At 69.0% G+C, this 14834-nt stretch carries 15 protein-coding genes; 8 read left to right on the top strand and 7 right to left on the bottom strand.

The annotated features are described in order from the left end of the window. Positions 1–77: 77 nt before the first annotated feature. Genes OG218_RS16950 through OG218_RS16940 form a run of 3 tightly spaced genes read left to right on the top strand, consistent with a single transcriptional unit; the run spans position 78 to position 3064 of the window. The gene (locus OG218_RS16950; protein ID WP_328294410.1) at positions 78–1295 is read left to right on the top strand and encodes an MFS transporter; all 1218 of its coding nucleotides are present in this window, start codon (positions 78–80) and stop codon (positions 1293–1295) included. Continuing rightward, positions 1292–1768 (top strand): GNAT family N-acetyltransferase, encoded by a 477-nt coding sequence (locus OG218_RS16945; protein ID WP_328294409.1) that lies wholly within the window; start codon positions 1292–1294, stop codon positions 1766–1768. Before OG218_RS16950 ends, OG218_RS16945 begins: the two co-directional genes overlap by 4 nt. Positions 1769–1819: 51 nt before the next feature. Continuing rightward, positions 1820–3064 carry an Nramp family divalent metal transporter gene (locus OG218_RS16940; protein ID WP_328294408.1) on the top strand — a complete coding sequence of 415 codons (1245 nt, stop codon included), beginning with the start codon at positions 1820–1822 and terminating at the stop codon, positions 3062–3064. Here OG218_RS16940 and OG218_RS16935 read toward each other — a convergent pair whose 3' ends face one another. Beyond that, complete coding sequence (locus OG218_RS16935; protein ID WP_328294407.1) at positions 3065–4093, bottom strand: aldo/keto reductase; 1029 nt, start codon at positions 4091–4093, stop codon at positions 3065–3067. An 87-nt stretch (positions 4094–4180) separates the two neighbouring features. On the opposite strand from OG218_RS16935, the gene OG218_RS16930 reads away from it, so the two are divergent. Then, positions 4181–4747: a TetR/AcrR family transcriptional regulator gene (locus tag OG218_RS16930; protein ID WP_328294406.1), complete on the top strand. Its 567-nt coding sequence runs from the start codon at positions 4181–4183 to the stop codon at positions 4745–4747. Positions 4748–4829: 82 nt separating this feature from the next. Here the strand turns inward: OG218_RS16930 and OG218_RS16925 are convergent, their stop codons facing one another. From OG218_RS16925 to OG218_RS16910, 4 genes are all read right to left on the bottom strand, one after another. Then, the gene (locus OG218_RS16925) at positions 4830–6629 is read right to left on the bottom strand and encodes a prolyl oligopeptidase family serine peptidase (protein WP_442906518.1); all 1800 of its coding nucleotides are present in this window, start codon (positions 6627–6629) and stop codon (positions 4830–4832) included. Next, complete coding sequence (locus tag OG218_RS16920) at positions 6617–7648, bottom strand: hemolysin family protein (protein WP_328294404.1); 1032 nt, start codon at positions 7646–7648, stop codon at positions 6617–6619. Before OG218_RS16920 ends, OG218_RS16925 begins: the two co-directional genes overlap by 13 nt. Beyond that, the gene (locus OG218_RS16915; RefSeq protein WP_328294403.1) at positions 7645–8994 is read right to left on the bottom strand and encodes a hemolysin family protein; all 1350 of its coding nucleotides are present in this window, start codon (positions 8992–8994) and stop codon (positions 7645–7647) included. The genes OG218_RS16920 and OG218_RS16915 overlap by 4 nt, the downstream gene beginning before the upstream one ends. Before the next feature lie 113 nt (positions 8995–9107). Next, on the bottom strand, positions 9108–9851 hold the full coding sequence (locus tag OG218_RS16910) for a YqjF family protein (protein ID WP_328294402.1): 744 nt from the start codon (positions 9849–9851) through the stop codon (positions 9108–9110). Between the two features lie 46 nt (positions 9852–9897). Here OG218_RS16910 and OG218_RS16905 point away from each other — a divergent pair, with 46 nt between their 5' ends. Further along, positions 9898–10395, top strand: a complete 498-nt coding sequence (locus OG218_RS16905; protein ID WP_328294401.1) for a DinB family protein — start codon at positions 9898–9900, stop codon at positions 10393–10395. A gap of 2 nt (positions 10396–10397) precedes the next feature. Here OG218_RS16905 and OG218_RS16900 read toward each other — a convergent pair whose 3' ends face one another. Then, a complete protein-coding gene (locus OG218_RS16900; protein ID WP_328294400.1) occupies positions 10398–11240 on the bottom strand; it encodes a hypothetical protein in 843 nt (280 codons plus the stop codon). Positions 11241–11283: 43 nt separating this feature from the next. Then, positions 11284–11616 (bottom strand): hypothetical protein, encoded by a 333-nt coding sequence (locus OG218_RS16895; protein ID WP_328294399.1) that lies wholly within the window; start codon positions 11614–11616, stop codon positions 11284–11286. A 353-nt stretch (positions 11617–11969) separates the two neighbouring features. On the opposite strand from OG218_RS16895, the gene OG218_RS16890 reads away from it, so the two are divergent. Genes OG218_RS16890 through OG218_RS16885 form a run of 3 tightly spaced genes read left to right on the top strand, consistent with a single transcriptional unit; the run spans position 11970 to position 14833 of the window. Further along, entirely contained in the window at positions 11970–12902 is a 933-nt protein-coding gene (locus OG218_RS16890) for an ABC-three component system protein (RefSeq protein WP_328294398.1), read from the top strand. Further along, positions 12886–13152 (top strand): ABC-three component system middle component 6, encoded by a 267-nt coding sequence (locus OG218_RS26685; protein ID WP_442906395.1) that lies wholly within the window; start codon positions 12886–12888, stop codon positions 13150–13152. Before OG218_RS16890 ends, OG218_RS26685 begins: the two co-directional genes overlap by 17 nt. Beyond that, positions 13133–14833, top strand: a complete 1701-nt coding sequence (locus tag OG218_RS16885; RefSeq protein WP_328294397.1) for an ABC-three component system protein — start codon at positions 13133–13135, stop codon at positions 14831–14833. Before OG218_RS26685 ends, OG218_RS16885 begins: the two co-directional genes overlap by 20 nt. Position 14834: the final 1 nt, after the last annotated feature.

Genomic DNA, 14834 nt, shown 5'->3' with positions numbered 1-14834 from the left:
GATGATCGAGGTGTCGACAGGCGACGGAGCACTGGTCGAACGCCCCTGTCCACCCCCGCACCAGAGGATCCCCACCCGTGCCCATCGCCATCCTGGCCCTCGCCGTCGGCGCCTTCGGGATCGGAACGACCGAGTTCGTCGCCATGGGGCTGCTGCCCCAGATGGCCGCGACGTTCGGCGTCTCCATCGCCGGCGCCGGCTGGCTCATCACCGCCTACGCCCTCGGCGTCGTCGTGGGTGCGCCCACGCTGACGGCGCTCACCCACTCCTGGCCCCGCAAGCGCGTCCTGACGGGCCTGATGGGGATGTTCGTCCTCGGTCACGCCGCCACCGCGCTCGCGCCGACCTTCCACCTGCTCATCGGGGCGCGCTTCCTGTCGGGACTCTCGCACGGGGCCTTCTTCGGCGCCAGCGCCGTCGTGGCCCGCAAGCTCGCCCCGCCCGGACGTCAGGGTCAGGCCCTGGCCCTGGTCTTCACCGGGCTGACCGTCGCGAACGTCGTCGGGGTGCCGCTGGGCACCTACGTCGGCCAGCAGCTCGGCTGGCGGTTGACCTTCGCCCTCGTCGGGATCATCGGCCTGGTGACCATCGCCTCGATCCTGGCCCTCGTCCCCGAGGTCGAGACCCGCACCGGATCGCTGCGCTCGGAGTTCGCCGCCTTCCGCCGCCGCCAGGTGTGGTGGACCCTGGCCATCACCACGGTCGGGTTCGCGAGCATGTTCACCGTCCTGAGCTACGTCTCGCCGCTGCTGACCGAGGTCGCCGGGTTCTCCGAGGGTTCGGTCAGCTGGGTGCTGATCCTCTTCGGGCTCGGGGCGACCTTCGGCAACGTCCTCGGTGGCCGGCTCGCCGACTGGCGCCCCTACCGGACCCTGGCTGTCGGCTTCGTCGCGCAGGTCGTGGTGTTCGGTGCGGTCTACCTGCTGGCCGAGAGCAAGGTGGCCGTCGCGGTGGGCGTATTCCTCTTCGCCTTCACCGGGTTCACGATGTCCGCGCCGATCCAGACGCGCGGCATCACCGCCGCCGGCGGGGGCGCCTCGATGGCCTCGGCGGCGATGCAGGCCGCGTTCAACGTGGGCAACGCGATGGGCGCCTTCCTCGGCGGCCTCGCCATCGACGGGGGTTTCGGCTACGCCTCGACCGCCCTGGTGGCCCTCGTCCTGGCGCTGCTCGGCCTGGCGATCCTGGGTGAGGCGACCCGCGTGGACAAGAACGGTCGCGCCCCGCTCGACCCGGAGGTCGCCGCGATCCCCTCGCAGCGTCGCCGCGGGGTCCGTGACACCGTGGATTCGTGACCAGCTCGACCACCCTGCAGATCGAAGAACGCACGCTCGGCGACCCCGACCTCGACGCCCTCGTCGTGGCGGCGGTCGCCGAGCTGAACCGCCGCTACCGGGTCCCCGGCGAACCCGACGACGACTACACCCTGGCGCACGACGCCGTCTGCCTCGTCGCGTTCGTGGACGGTGTCCCCGCCGGCTGCATCGCCCGCGAGGCGGTGACCGAGGCCGGCTGGGACGCCACCGCGGAGATGAAGCGGGTCTTCGTGCACGACGACTTCCGCGGCCGGGGCGTGGCCACGGCCCTGGTCGCGGCCTACGAGGCCGCCGCCCGTCTGGACGGGTTCACCCGGGTGCGGTTGGAGACGGGTACCAAGCAACCCGAGGCCATGGCCCTCTACGAACGCCTCGGCTACGAACGGGCCACGACGAACTTCGGTCCGTGGGCGGACAGCCCCCTGAGCGTCTGCTACACGAAAAACCTCTGACGCCACCGAACTCCAGAGTTCGGTGCTCCGAACTTCTGCCATGATGCTGCGATGACGACGGACGCCCGCGCCGACGCGCCCGCCCGCACCGCCGGACGCCGACCCCTGCTGCGACTGCTGGGGCCGGCGTTCGTCGCGGCCATCGCCTACGTCGACCCCGGCAACGTCGCCGCGAACCTCACGGCCGGCGCCGGGTACGGGTACCTGCTCCTCTGGGTGCTCGTCGTCGCGAACGCGATGGCCGTCCTCGTGCAGTACCTCTCGGCCAAGCTCGCCGTGATCACCGACCGGACGCTGCCGGAGGTGCTGCGGGACCGGTTGGGTCAGAAGTCCCGGCTGGCCTTCTGGGCCCAGGCCGAGCTCGTCGCGGTGGCCACCGACCTCGCCGAGGTCATCGGTGGTGCCGTCGCCCTGCACCTGCTCTTCCACATCCCGCTGCTGCTGGGCGGGGTCATCGTCGGCGTCGTGTCGGTGGCCGTGCTCGCCCTGCAGCACCGCAACGGGGTCCGCCGGTTCGAGGCCGTGATCATGGGACTGCTGCTGGTCATCGTCATCGGGTTCGTGTCCGGGAACTTCTACTCACCGCCCGACGCGGGCGAGGCCGTAAAGGGCCTCGTCCCGCGCTTCGCCGGCTCCGAGACCGTCCTGATCGCGGCCAGCATGCTGGGCGCGACGGTCATGCCGCACGCGGTCTACCTGCACTCCGCGATGGCCCGCGACCACCACGGCACCGTCGCCCCGGAGCAGCGCCGGCGGGTGCTCGGCGCGACCCGGATCGACGTCGTCGCGGCGCTCGTCGTGGCCGGTCTGGTGAACATCTCGATGCTGCTACTGGCGGCCTCGGCGCTCCGCGGAGTCCCCGGCACCGAGACCCTCGAGGGCGCGCACGCCGCCGTGGCCACCCACCTCGGAACCGGCGCGGCCCTGTTCTTCGCGATCGGCCTGCTGGCCTCCGGTCTGGCCTCGACGTCCGTCGGGGCCTACGCCGGCGCGGTGATCATGCAGGGGTTGCTGCGGATCGAGGTTCCGCTGCTGGTCCGCCGGGTGGTGACGTTGATCCCGGCGCTGGTGTGCCTGGGGATCGGGGTGGACCCGACCCGCGCCCTCGTCGTCTCCCAGGTCGTCCTGAGCTTCGGGATCCCGTTCGCGCTGATCCCCCTGGTCCGGCTCACGAGTTCCCGCGAGCTCATGGGCGAGCACGCCAACCGCCGCGCCACCCAGGTCGCCGCGACGGTCGCCGTCGTCGCCGTCGTCGTGCTCAACGTCGCCCTGCTCTGGCTGACCTTCACGGGGTGATCAGGCCGCGGGGCGCTCCTGCGCCGGACGGCGACGCAGCGACGGCGTGAGGATCGGCGGCGTCCGGTAGGCCATGTCGAGCGGGCTGACGTCGGTGCCGGGCGGGACGATCTCGTCGATCCGGTCCAGCATGGCGTCGTCGAGGTGGAGGTCGGCGCCGGCGAGGAGGTCGTCGAGCTGCTCCATCGTGCGCGGGCCGATGATCGCCGACGTCACGCCCGGGTGGGCGATCGCGAAGGCCATCGCCAGGTGGGTGAGCTTCACGCCGAGGTCGGCCGCGAGCGTGACGAGTTCCTCGACGACGTCGAGCCGGCGTTCGTCGCTGAGGTACTTGAATCCGTAGGCGGCCCGGCGACCGTCGGTCTCCTGCCCCTTGCGGTAGCGGCCGGTGAGCATCCCGCCGGCGAGCGGTGAGTAGACCAGCGTCCCCATGCCGTAGCGCTGCGCCACCGGCAGGACCTCGTTCTCGATCCCGCGGTTCATGATCGAGTAGGTCGGCTGCTCGGTGCGGAAGCGCTGCAGCCCGCGCCGTTCGGCGACGACCTGGGCCTCGACGATCTCGCTGGCCGGGAAGCTCGAGGTCCCGATGGCGCGGACCTTGCCGGCCCGGACGAGGTCGGTCAGCGCCGACAGCGTCTCCTCGACGTCGGTCTCGGGGTCGGGCCGGTGGACCTGGTAGAGGTCGACGTGGTCGGTAGCGAGGCGGCGCAGCGAGTTCTCGATGGAGGTGGTGATCCAGCGGCGGGAGTTCCCCCGCATGTTCGGGTCCTCCCCCATCGGCAGGTGGAACTTGGTGGCAAGGACGACGTCGTCGCGACGGCCCTTCAGCGCCTTGCCGAGGATCTCCTCGGACTCGCCGTTCGAGTAGAAGTCGGCGGTGTCGACGACGTTCACCCCGGCGTCGAGCGCCTTGTGGATGATCTTGATCGAGTCCTCGTGGTCGGGGTTGCCGATCGCGCCGAACATCATCGTGCCGAGGGCGTAGGGGCTGACCTTGATTCCGGTTCGACCCAGGTTGCGGTACTGCACGGGACCCTCCAACGGGTAGCATCGACGTAAGCGGAACGTGCTTCCGCAACTGTACGGAACGACGTTCCGTTTACGCAAGGGGGTCCGGTGGCGGAGGAACGACGGGTGCGGGCGGACGCCCGCCGCAACGTGGAGTCACTGCTGGCCGCGGCCCGCGAGGTCTTCGCGACCGCCGGCGTCGACGCCCCCGTCCGCGAGATCGCCGCGAAGGCCGGCGTCGGGGTCGGCACGGTCTACCGGCACTTCCCGCTGCGCTCGGACCTGGTGACGGCGGTGTTCACCCACGAGGTCGACGCCTGCGCCGACGAGGCCCCCCGCCTCGCCGCCGAGCTCCCGCCCGTGGACGCGCTGCTCGCCTGGCTGCTCCGGTTCACCCGGTTCATCGCCACCAAGCGCGGCCTCGCCGCGGCCCTGCACTCCGGCGATCCGGCCTTCGAGCCCCTGCCCGCCTACTTCCGGGCGCGCTACCTGCCGGCCCTGGAGTCGCTCCTCGACGCCGCGGCCGGTGAGATCCGGCGCGACGTCGACGCCCACGACCTGCTGACCGCCGTCGCGAACCTGTCGATCCCCGCCGAGGGCGACCCCGAGCACACCGACCGGATGGTCGCCCTCCTCGTCGACGGCCTCCGCTTCGGCGCCCCCGCCCCCTCCTGAGCCGCCCCCGGCCGCGCGGAAACAACACTTTCCGCCCTCACGAGCGGACTCGTGAGGGCGGAAAGTGTTGTTTCCGCGGGCCTCAGGGGAGGTGGCGGGCGATGAAGTCGAGTTCGACCCGCATCTGCCGGACCCGCTCGTCGTCGAGCAGCGAGCCGTGACCCGCGTCGTAGCGGTACACCTCGTGGGTCGCGCCGCGGGCGTCCAGCCGCTCCAGGTAGTTGTCGATCTGCCGGATCGGGCAGCGGGGGTCGTTGCGACCGGCCAGCACCAGTACCGGCGCGGTGACGGCGTCGACGTAGGTCAGCGGTGAGGAGTCGGCGTACTTCTCCGGGACCTCGCTCGGGGACCCGCCGAACAACGACCGGTCGAAGGCCTTCAACCCCTCCATCTCGTCCTCGTAGGCCGCGACGTAGTCGGCGACGGGGACCCCCGCCAGCCCGAGCGCCCACCGCTGCGGCTGGGTGCCCAGCCCCAGCAGCGTGAGGAACCCACCCCAGGACGCCCCCGCCAGCACCAACCGCCGCGGGTCCGCGATCCCCTCGGCGACGAGGTGGTCGGCGACGGCCGCGATGTCGGCGAGTTCGACGTGCCCGACCCGTGCCTCCAGGGCGTCGCGCCAGACCGACCCGTAGCCCGTCGACCCGCGGTAGTTCACCTGGACGACGGCGAAACCCTCGTCGACCCACGTCGCGCAGTAGGGGCGGAACGCGTCGGTGTCGTGCGCGGTCGGGCCGCCGTGGACCTCGACGACCAACGGCAATGGCACCGGCACTGGCCCGTCCGCCCCGGCGGGGAGGCGGAGCAGGGCGTGGATCCGCCCGCCCTCCCCCTCGACCCACACGTCGCGGACCTCGACGGACTCCGGTGCCGGTTCCCCGGGCGCCCGCAGCAGGACGTCGCCGGCCAGGTTCCGCACGACGGACGGCGTCGCCGAGGAGGACCAGGTCAGCCACACGTCGCCGTCGGGACGGGCGGTCGCGCCGCCGACGCTCCCCGTGGTCGGCCCGATCGCTTCCACCGCAGCGGTTCCCAGGGTGACCCGGTGCGCGAGGGTCCGGGCCTCGTGGTCGAGCAGGACGACCAGGCCGGAACCGTCCCGGGTCCACTCCGCCCCCGCGACCTCGCCGGGGACCCCCAGCTCGACGGGGGTCTCCGCCCCGGTCAGGACGTCGAGGACCAGCAGTTCCGCGCGGCCGTGGCGTTCGTGCTCGACGAGCAGGCGCGGGTCGCCCGGGACGGGAGAGAAACCCAGCGGGGACACGCCCTTGCCCGGGCCGTCGGAGAGTTCGGCGACGGTGGACCCGTCGGCGAGGAGCAGCACCCGCAGGTCGGGGTGGCGGGAGTCGCCGTGCTCGGAGTGCGCGATCGCGAGCCACTGCTCGTCGGGCGAGAGGTCACCGGCCCAGGCGTCCTCGCGGTGCTCGTAGACCCGCCGCGCCCGCCCGTCGCGCACCACGTCGATGCGGGTGCCGTAGTCGTCGTCCTGCGAACCCACGACGACGACCCCGCTGCGCCCCATCGACAGACCCGCCGGGTAGGCAGCCGGCAACCCCAGCGGGTCCTCGACGGAGGTTCCCGGGGCGGACCCGAAGGGTTGCCGCCGCCACACGCCGTACTCGTCGCCGGCGGTGTCGTCGAACCACCACACGAACTCCCCCGCGTGGTCGATCGTCGCGCTCGACGTGCCCTCCGGGCGGTCGGTGAGGCGGCGCAACTCCCCCGACGCGGCCTCGAAGGAGTGCACCTCGAGGACCCCCGCGACGGTCGCCTCGACGACGCACCGGTCCGGTGCGTCCTCCGCCCACTCGGGCAGGCCCACCCGGCCGGCACGGAAACGCTTCTCCCAGCGGGGCACGTCAGCTTCGGTCACCCGACCGATCGTGCCACCGACCCCTCGCGGGGGAACAACCGGCGCAGCACGTCGGCCAGCGTGACGACCCCTTCGACGTGTTCGGCTCCTCCGGCGTGACTGGTCACGACGGCCAGGTGGTGGCGGGTCTCGCGCATCCGCGTCAACGCCACGTGCACGCTCGTGTCGGCGTCCAGCGTGAACGCCGGCCGGACGAACGGCGTGACGGGGGTCCCGTCGGGTTCGGTGAGGGTGTCGCGGACGTGCACGACCCCCGTGATGCGCTCGGGCGAGCCGATGAGGATCCGCAGGTGCCCGGTGCGGCGGGTGACCTCGCGGACCTCGTCCACGCTCGCCGAGGCGGGGACGCAGACCGGCGCCGAACCGAGCAGTTCCCGCACCGTCAACCGTTCCAGCTCCAGCGCCCCGGACAACTGCTCGGAGAACCCGGCGTCGAGCGCGCCGACGTTCGTGGAGTGCTCGAGCAGGTGCCGCAGCGCGTCGGGGCTGTGCCCGGCGGCCACCTCGGAGGTGGGTTCCGCCCCGGCCCGCCTGACCAGGGCGTTGGCCATCGAGTTCAGCAGCAGCAGCACCGGGCGGAACACCCAGATGAACCCGCGCATCGGCAGGGCCAGGAGCAGCGCGGACCGCTCCGGGTGGGCGATCGCCCACGACTTCGGGGCCATCTCGCCGACGACGAGGTGCACGAAGGTCACGACGAACAGGGCGAGGACGAACCCCAGCACGTCGGCCGCGACGGCCGGCAGTCCGACCGCCTCGAACGCCGGCGTCAGCCAGTGGTGCACGGCGGGTTTGCTGATCGCGCCGAGCGCCAGCGTGCAGGCCGTGATGCCGAGCTGGGAACCGGCCAGCAGCACGGTGAGTTCCGAGGCGCTCTTGAGCGCTGCACGGCCGGCGGCGGTCCCGGCCGCGTCCTCCAGCCGGTGCCGCTTCGCGGCGAGCAGGGCGAACTCGGCGGCCACGAAGAACGCGCTGAGCCCGACGATGACGAGGGTCACCGGGACGATGACGAACGGGTTGTCGGTCACCGGCTTCCCTCCTGGGGCAGTTCCAGACGCACCCGGGCGGGGACGTGGCGTTCGACGGTCAGGACCCGGACGCTGAGGGTCCGGGGTTCGGCGTCGGGCTCGCCGGGGTCCACCGGCAACTCGACGTGCAGTTCCGTCCCCGGTTCCGGCAGACCGCCGTGGGTGGCGATGACCAGCCCGGCGATCGTCTCGTAGTCCCCGCGGGGCAGGTCGACGCCGAGCGCACGTTCGACCTCGTCGACGTGCACCTCCCCGGACATCTCCCAGATCCCGTCGCCCTCGACCGGCACGTACTCGGGACGGGCGTCGTCGTGCTCGTCGGTGATCTCGCCGACGAGTTCCTCGGCGAGGTCCTCGACCGTCACGACGCCGGCGAAACCGCCGTACTCGTCGACGACGCAGGCGAGCTGGTTGCGGGTCGCGCCGAGCTGGCGCAGGACGTCGGGCAGCGTCGTCATCGTCGAGGCCACCAGCGCGGGCCGCATGATCCGGGTCACCGGGGCGGTGTCGGGTTCCTCGGTGGCGAGGAGGTCGGCGAGGTGCACGACCCCCATGACGTCGCCGGAACCCTGGGCCAGCACCGGGTAGCGGGAGTGGCCGACGGCCATCAACGCGCGGACGAGGCCGAGGTCGTCGGACTCGGTGACCGTGTCGACCCGCGACCTGGGAATCATCGCGTGCTCCACGTCGCGCTGCGGGAAGTCGAGGATCCGGTCCAGCATCACCGCGAGTTCCGGGGAGAGGTCACCGCTGTCGCGCGACTCCTCGACGATGTGCTCGAGGTCGCGGGGCGTCGCGGCGTGCTCGACGTCGTGGACGGGTTCGATCTTCAGCGCCCGCAGCAGGGCGTTGGAGGCCTGGTCGAAGAACCAGATGAGCCAGCCGAACACCTTGAGGTAGCCGAGGGTGGAGCGCGCCAGCCAGGTCGCGACGGGTTCGGGTTTCGCGATGGCCAGGTTCTTCGGGAACAGCTCCCCGAACAGCATCTGCACGACGGTCGAGAACACCAGCGCGAACACCGCGCCGATCCCGACGCTCACCCCGACCGGGATCCCGACGCCGCCGAGCAGCGCGCCGAGGGACTCCCCGATGAGGGGTTCCGCGACGTAGCCGACGAGCAGGCCCGTCACGGTGATGCCCAGCTGGGCTCCGGAGAGCATGAACGAGGTCCGCTTGGTGACCTTCAGCGCCCGTTGCGCGCCGGCGTCGCCGTCGGCGGCGCGGGCGTTGAGCCCCGAGCGGTCCACCGACATGTAGGCGAACTCCTGGGCCACGAAGTAGCCCGTGACCACGGTGATCGCGAGGACCACCACGACCCCCAGGAGCAGCGCGAGGACGTCCGTCACCGGACCACCCCCGCGGGTTCAGGCAGGTTCGTACTCGGGGGGTCGTCTGATCGAGCGTCGTCGCGCACGGCGGCGGCGTTCCTTCCTGGGTGTTCGGGAGCGTCTGTGCCCGGTCAACGGGTCCGGGTGCCGGGGAGTTCCCGCGGCAGCGCGAACCGCGTCGTGACCCGCTCCGCGAAGCAGACGTGGTCCGGCGGTCCGGCGAGGTCGAACCCCGCCGCCCCGCGCAGCCCGTCCTCCAGGACGAGCACCTCGGCACTGCGCAAGGGCCACGGCTCGTGCTCGTTCGCGACCCACCAGGTGCGCCCGCGGTAGGCGACGTGCAGCCCGAAACGGGCGGTCACGAATGCCGCGACCTCGTCCTCGACCCGGTCGGTGCCGATGCGGACGGCGATGCGGCTACGCACGCCCGCGCGGGTCCGGCACGTCCACGCCAGCTCGCGCGCACCGTCGCGGACCCGTTCCGCCCGCCGCATCCGCGACCACCGGTAGGGCAGCCCGAACGCCGTCTGCGCGCCGAGGACCACCGCGAGCCGGGTCGCGTCGAGGCTGGCGAAGACGACCCCGCGCCGGCCCTCGTCGTCGACGGAGTAGAGCCGCACGTTCGTCTCCAGGAACGTCCCCGCGTACGGCACCGCGGGAGCCCGCCCGGGCCCGGCGCCGCGCAGGGTGAACGGGATGAGCCCCACGTAGGTGACCCCGTCGAGGACGTCCGGGCGGACCCCGGGCGGCAGGTGCGGCGCGACGACCGCCGGGTCGACCGCCCAGTGCAGGAAGGCGAGGTCGTCCCAGTGCTGGTGCATCATCACCGGCCCCGACAGGGCCGGGGCGGTGACGGGCGGGAGACGGTCGATCACGGGTCGAGCTTGCCCCCTCCGGCCCCACTCGGCAGAGTCAGCCGCCGTGAGCGACACCGTGGGCGAGAAGGCCACCCTGCTGGACTACCTCGGTCACTACCGCGAGGTCATCGAGCGCAAGTGCGAGGACCTCGACGCCGGGCAGCTCGCTACCCGGTCCGTGCCACCGAGTTCACTGAGCCTGCTCGGCCTCGTCCGCCACCTCGCGAAGGTGGAGCGCGACTGGTTCCCACGGACCCTGGCCGAGCGTCCCGAGACCCCGCGGCTCTACTGGACCGAGGCAGACCCGGAACTCGCCTTCACCGGTGCGGTGGCCGACGACGCGGTCGTGGCGGAGGCGTTCGCCACCTGGCGGCAGGAGGTCGCGTCCGCCGACGCTTGGCTGGCCGACCTCCCTGAAGCCGACCTCGGCCGCGAGGTCCCGCACCGCGACGGTCCGGTGAGCGTCCGCGACGTGCTGGTGCACCTGATCGAGGAGTACGCCCGGCACGCCGGGCACGCCGACCTGCTGCGGGAGTGCCTCGACGGACGCACCGGGGAGTAGCGTCACCGCACCTCGGAAGGTGTGACCCCTTCGCCGGAACGGAACGACCGTACCCACGCGCGCGTCAGCGAGGGTGTCGCGAGGACGGCGACCGGTCCCGCGAGCACCGTCACGACCCCGAGGACGGGGAACCCGGAGCCACCCAAGAGGGCCCGCACGGCGACGAGCACCACGAGAACGGCTGCGCCGCAGATCAGCTGACGGCTCGTACGACTCGATGCAACCACCCCCGTCGACACCACGACCAGCACGACGAGCGCCGCGTGCAGCACCGCCGCGGCATCGAGGTCGACGGGGTGGAGAACCGTCCCGACGACCAGGACGACGAGCGCCGCGACTCCGGGAACACGCAGCGCCGGCCGGGTCGCCGCCGCGGGAACCCCGGTCAGGACCGCGACGAGGACCGGCAGCAGACCCAGTCCGACGTCCAGGGCAATCTCGTCCCACGGCCATCCCGTGGGCAACGTCGCCCGGCTCGGGTCGGCAGGCAGCAACAGACCCCCGGTCAGGGGGACGCGGTCGATGACGCCCGCGCAGTCGAGTCCGACGACGGCACCCACCGCCCACCACCACCGGCCGGCCAGGGACAGCGCCGCGCCGAGGGCGATCACCGCGACGAACGGGACGAGGAACCCCGCCGACTGCCCGATCGAGTCGAGGACCCGGGGCGCCTCGGCGGGCGGGAACCCCGACAGCGTCTGCGGGTCGAGCCCTGCGAGGTGGTCGAGTCCGTCCCGGTAGAGCCACCACATCGAGGCGTGCGTCGAGATCGACAGCGCGACGAGCGACGCGACCGAGACCGCCGCAGCCGTCGAGACCGTCAGGACCGGTCCGCGTCGACTCACCGTCCAGAGATCGGCGTCGCAGACGATTGGGTTGAGCCCCGGGTCACGCCTGGGTGGCAGGGCGTCCGACCCACCAGGTCGTCCCCCAGATGCCGGCCAGGGCGAGCAGCCCGACGCCGAGGACGCCGGCCAGCCACCACGTGTGCTGCACGATCGAGACCACGAAGACGGCCACGAGCGCGGCGAGGAGGACCGCGGTCGCCGCGGTCGGGCGTTTCAGGCGTTGCAGGAGGATCTGCCCGGCGAACCCGACGAGGAAGATCCCTGGCGCGAGCGCACGCCCCCACTCCCGATCCGCGACCGAGATGGCCGTCTGGACCGCGAAGACGGCGACCAGCACCCACTCCGACCAGCGTGCCTTCCGTGGTGTCGTCATCACCGCAGGCTATCGAGCACGTCCGCGGCCGGTGCCGCTCCGCATCAAGGGCGTTAGCGGCGGGCGGTGATCAAGTTGGCGAGCGCGGCTGCGACGGCCCAATCCGGCCTCTTCGTCCCGAAGCTTCGCATGCGGGCTAGCTCAGCCCACCGAGCCCTACTGCCGCCTCGCTGCTCGGGCACAACGATCCCTCGTCGTCCAGGGGCGTTGTCACGCGGATAGACACTCAACCCGCGGGGTGGACAGAGGCTCCAAACCCCATAGGTTCGAGACCTCCGCAGTCGCGCCGATGCCGCGAGACGCTCGATGTGAGCAGACTACGATGACACCTCACCTGTGAGCGGAGGAGAGCGGTGGCCAGCGCTAGAGAGTGGGAGATGTTGTGGTTCCACAGCCACTTTGAGGCGCTCACCACCACCTGTCACGGGGATGCTTGGCAGGCTTTCGTTACTGCCGCCATGTCAAGCCAGCACGGCGGCGCCTTCATCCAAGTCGACCCCGCTGGGCGAGGTGATCAAGGGTGTGACGGGTATGTAGACGGCTTGATGTTCGCATGCTATGGGGCCAAGAGCCCCAGCGATCGCATCGTGCAGGACAAGATTGACTCTGACTTGAACAAAGCCAGAACCCACTGGGGTCACCTAATGGAGCGCTGGGCATTCGTCTACAACAACGCGGCCGGACTGCCAGTAATGGCGGGCAAGAAGCTTGCGGATTTGCGGCGGAGTCATTTGCCCAATTTGTCCGTTGAAAATTGGCCACCAGAGGTGCTCTGGCGCGAATGCCTAAGAGAGCTCGACCGCGACGACTTGGTACGTCTACTGGGGGCTCCGCCAGCCCCAGACCCGGCCGCGGCTACCTACATCTCACAATGCATTCGCTCGCTTGCGCGCACCCGCCTTTCACCCGAGATAGGACCGGTGCCCATGGTGCCGCCTGGAAAGATTGAATGCAATAATTTTTCAGACGCAACATCCTCTCTCATCAAGGAGTACGAGCCTCACACCCACCACGTGCGGCACTATTTCAAGATGGCCTCACCAGGTGAGCATTACCAAGTTTCTCAGAATTTGAAGTTCAGATATACCGCTCTCAAGGCTACTCTCGACGGTTCGGATGCAATCTTCCATAAATTGGTTGACGAGATCAAAGAGGATGCGTTCTCGTCTGAGCCACAGGAGTTTGAGCGCGAGTACCTGAGCGCAGCACTACTAGTTACGACGCACTTCTTCGAGACGTGCATCATTTTCGAGTCCCCCAAGGCAGCCAATGTTCCTGCCGAGTAAGTCAATTGAGTTGGACCAAGCCCTCATCGCGGTGGCGGGACAAATACTCCTGCAACTTCCTGATAGAGAATCTCGCTCCTTGAGTTCCACCTGGGCAGGTGTTCAAACATGGCGCCGCGAGCAAAAAATGCAGTCGGCCGTTCCATTCTGGTGGTTTGCATTAGCTGTAGACACCCTCTACGCCATCAACGCTATCGAGATGCAGGACGGGGTCTTAAGGAGGGTTTCGCATGCTGCGGCTGCTGAGTAACAACCTACCCGAAGGCAAGCAGGCTCACTTCACTGACGGTCTCAACCTTGTCGTTGCCGATCGAACTAAAGCGGCGCGCAGTAAAGATAGCCGAAACGCAGTGGGGAAGAGCAGTTTCGTTCGCGCCCTCGACTTCTGCCTTGGCGGCAACGCTTCCGCCAGCCACCCATTGCGTCGCCCAGAAATTTCGGCCGGCGCGTACCAGCTTACCCTGGATATTGGGAATTCAGAGCACACTATCGCACGCGTGGCTGATGACCCGGCACACCCGACATACGACAATCAGATCCTTTCCCTAGAGCAATTGCGCGGCATACTGGGAGCATCCCTCTTCAATCTACCCGCAGGAAGTTCTGGACCCTCCTTTAGGTCACTCATTCCGTACTACCTTCGCAACGAGGCGGATGGCGCATTCGCTGACGCGCGACGGATCTTTAGCCGACAGAGTGAGCTGTCTACTCAGCTACCACTGGCTTACCTTTTCGGCCTTGACCTCGGCTTGGTGCAAAAAGCGCAGGAGATCTCCGAGTCAAAAAAGAGCGTTACGGCCCTGCGTAAGGCCGCACGCGATCCGGTTCTCGGACGGACACTCGGGGAAACTGCAGACCTGGACGCAAGAATTGCAACCCTGCAAGTACAAAGGTCTGAGCTTGAAGCTGCACTAGCTAGCTTCCGCGTTGTCGATCGGTACACGGATCTTAGAGAACAAGCGGATGCACTCACGCGGGCAATCAGAGAGTCGAACGACGAAGCGTTGTACGCGGAACGTCGCGCTCGTGATCTCGAACAGTCGTTAGAATCAGAGGAGTCCCAACAACCGGACTACAGTTACCTGGAAGCTGTATTCGAGCAGGTAAGGATCACGCTTCCTGATTTAGTCCGGCGACGCTTTGAAGAGGTAGCGCAATTTCACGAGTCGGTAGTCGCCAACCGCCGCAGCTACCTTGAGGGTGAGCTTGCTGCCGCAAGGGACACGGAAACTTTGGCGAGACAACGTGTGGCAGATCTTGACAGCATGCGCGCCGAAGTTATGCGCGCGCTCGAAGCTGGCGGAGCTCTCGAAACATTTCAAGCCATGCAGAAGCAAGTTGGCGATCTTGAGGGAAGAGAGGCGGAACTCCGAGAGCGCCGGATGGCCGTCGAGAACTTGAGGAACGCTCAGGTTCATCTGACTCGTGAGTCTTTGGCTTTAGAAGAAACCGTTCGCATGGACTTGTCGGAACGCCGCTCGCAGATTGCCGACATCAGTTCAATGTTCACACGCATGGCTTTCGAATTGTACGGAGACCGTCGACCCGCAACTCTGACTATCAGAGAGACTCCTGCTGGCTATTCATTCATTCCTACCATAGGTGGGGACGGAAGTGCCGGAGTTCGAAGTGTAGCAATCCTCTGCTTCGATCTCTGCTTGGCCCTTTCCGCTTTGCGCAATGGGCGCGGACCCGACTTCTTGGTCCATGATAGTCACCTGTTCGACGCAGTTGAAGTTCGCCAGGTTGCCCTAGCTCTTCGACTGATCAAAAGGCTATGCGAAGAAGAAGGTCTTCAGTACATCGCCACATTGAATAGTGACGTACTGGATCGCGTTGCCACAGAGGCGCCAGACTTGAACTGGCACACCTGCATGCGACTAACTGATGAATACGAATCGGGCGGCTACTTCGGAAAGCGATTCAACTAGT

The sequence above is a fragment of the Kineococcus sp. NBC_00420 genome (assembly GCF_036021035.1).
Taxonomy (GTDB): Bacteria; Actinomycetota; Actinomycetes; order Actinomycetales; family Kineococcaceae; genus Kineococcus.
This window is presented reverse-complemented; position numbering and strand designations above follow the sequence as displayed.

Coding starts and splice junctions, on each gene's coding strand:
- OG218_RS16940 (WP_328294408.1), top strand. CDS start 1,820: ATGACGACGGACGCCCGCGCCGACGCGCCCGCCCGCACCGCCGGACGC.
- OG218_RS16895 (WP_328294399.1), bottom strand. CDS start 11,616: ATGACGACACCACGGAAGGCACGCTGGTCGGAGTGGGTGCTGGTCGCC.
- OG218_RS26685 (WP_442906395.1), top strand. CDS start 12,886: ATGTTCCTGCCGAGTAAGTCAATTGAGTTGGACCAAGCCCTCATCGCG.
- OG218_RS16885 (WP_328294397.1), top strand. CDS start 13,133: ATGCTGCGGCTGCTGAGTAACAACCTACCCGAAGGCAAGCAGGCTCAC.